The sequence below is a fragment of the Streptomyces sp. NPDC059957 genome, from assembly GCF_042730015.1.
Taxonomy (GTDB): domain Bacteria; phylum Actinomycetota; class Actinomycetes; order Streptomycetales; family Streptomycetaceae; genus Streptomyces.
In genome coordinates this window covers 1-1,542 of the sequence record NZ_JBHWMB010000145.1, presented here as the reverse complement: position 1 = coordinate 1,542, position 1,542 = coordinate 1, and the positions used below count along the sequence as shown (strand labels likewise).

The following is a 1,542-nucleotide window of genomic DNA, read 5'->3' as shown; positions in this document are numbered from 1 at the left end:
GCCACGGCGCCTCCTGTCCGTCGGGCGACCTACAGCCGCTGCCAGAGCGCCGGCACCACCGGCGGCTCCCAGCCCGTCTGGGCCTGGTGGCCCTGGATGCAGCGGTAGCTCGCGCCGCCGTAGGTGACGGTGGCGCCGGCCGCGTAGACGGAGCCGGCCTTCCAGGTGCCGCCGGGATCGGGGTTTCCGGGGCCGGGGCCCGGGTCGGTTCCGGTGACCTTGAGGGTCAGGCCGTAGGAGGACAGGATCGGGTTCAGCGGCTGGAAGAAGGTGGTTCCGCCGCTGGAGCAGTTGCCTGAGCCGCCCGAGGTCACGCCCTGGGCCTGGCTGCCGGAGATGTAGGAGCCGCCGGAGTCACCGGGCTCGGCGCAGACCGTCGTGCGGGTGACGCCGGAAATGGTGCCCTCGGGGTAGGTGACGCTGGTGTTGTGCTGCTGGATGGTCCCGCAGTGCCAGCCGGTGGTCGATCCGGAGCGGCACACCGAGGCCCCGACGGGTTGCAGCACCGAGCCGGTGACCTGCACGTTCGTCCCGCCGCTGCCCTTGACGTAGGGGGTGGAGGTCCAGTTCGCGTTCGCCGCCACCCAGGCCATGTCGTTGCCGGGGAAGACGGAGGCCTGGAAGGAGCCCTGGGCGACCTGGTTGAAGCCGCTGGTGGTGGTCCCGGCCCGCCCGCAGTGCCCGGCGGTGGCGAAGCCGTTCACCGTGCCCTTGGTGATCGGGAAGCCCACCGAGCAGCGGCCGCTGCCGTTCATGTAGTACGCGTCCCCGCCGCGCAGTTCGTACAGCGGGCGCGGGGCCTCGTCGGTACGGACCACCGTGACCAGTGCCGGGTCGGTCCCGGTGGCCGCCAGCAGGCCGGCCGCGGCTCCGGGCCGGGTCTCCTCGACGACCAGGGTGTTGCCGCGCGGGTCGACGTAGCGGACCGGGGTCCCGGCGGTGGCGGCCCGGTCGAGCGCGGCCTTCGCGGTGTCCAGGTCGGCCAGGGAGCGGCTGACCAGCTTCGCCCGGGCCCCGGTGGCCCGTATCGATGCGGTGTCGGCGGCCCGGGTGGTGGCCACGGTCAGGGTCCCCGCGTCGGCACCGTCCAGCCAGGCTCCGGCGAAGGCCGCGCCGAGCCGGGCCTGCAGCCTGGCGGCGGTGGCCCCCGCCTCTGCCTCGTGGGCCAGCCGGGCCTTGGCCTGTGTGGGGGTCAGGCCGAGGTCGCGCTGCATGGCGGTGAGCAGCTCGGGAGGAGCTTCTGTGGTGCGCAGGGTGGCGGAGGCCGACTTCTGCGGGCGTGCGGTGTCGGCAGAGTCCGCGGGGGCGGCGGTGGCAACGGCGCCGGTGGCGGCCAGCAGCAGCCCGGCGGCGGCCAGGGCGGTACACGCCGCGCGGGCGTGTCGCTTGAGCATGGGGGATCTCCTCGGTTCGGTGGGGGTAAGCGACACCGTAGGAATCCGAACGCCGCTGCGGGAGATGCCGGTTGGCCCCTCCCCTGGTGTTATGGCCGCGCGGGGGGGGGGTGGGGCGGGCGGTAGGAGGGTGGGGGGGGGGGTGGGT

The 1,542-nt window shown here is 74.5% G+C and carries 1 protein-coding gene; it reads right to left on the bottom strand.

Going from position 1 to position 1,542, the window contains the following annotated elements:
• Positions 1-29: 29 nt before the first annotated feature.
• The gene (locus ACFWBW_RS40965) at positions 30-1,394 is read right to left on the bottom strand and encodes a carbohydrate-binding protein (RefSeq protein WP_385384755.1); all 1,365 of its coding nucleotides are present in this window, start codon (positions 1,392-1,394) and stop codon (positions 30-32) included.
• Between the last annotated feature and the right edge of the window lie 148 nt (positions 1,395-1,542).

Coding starts and splice junctions, on each gene's coding strand:
- ACFWBW_RS40965 (WP_385384755.1), bottom strand. CDS start 1,394: ATGCTCAAGCGACACGCCCGCGCGGCGTGTACCGCCCTGGCCGCCGCC.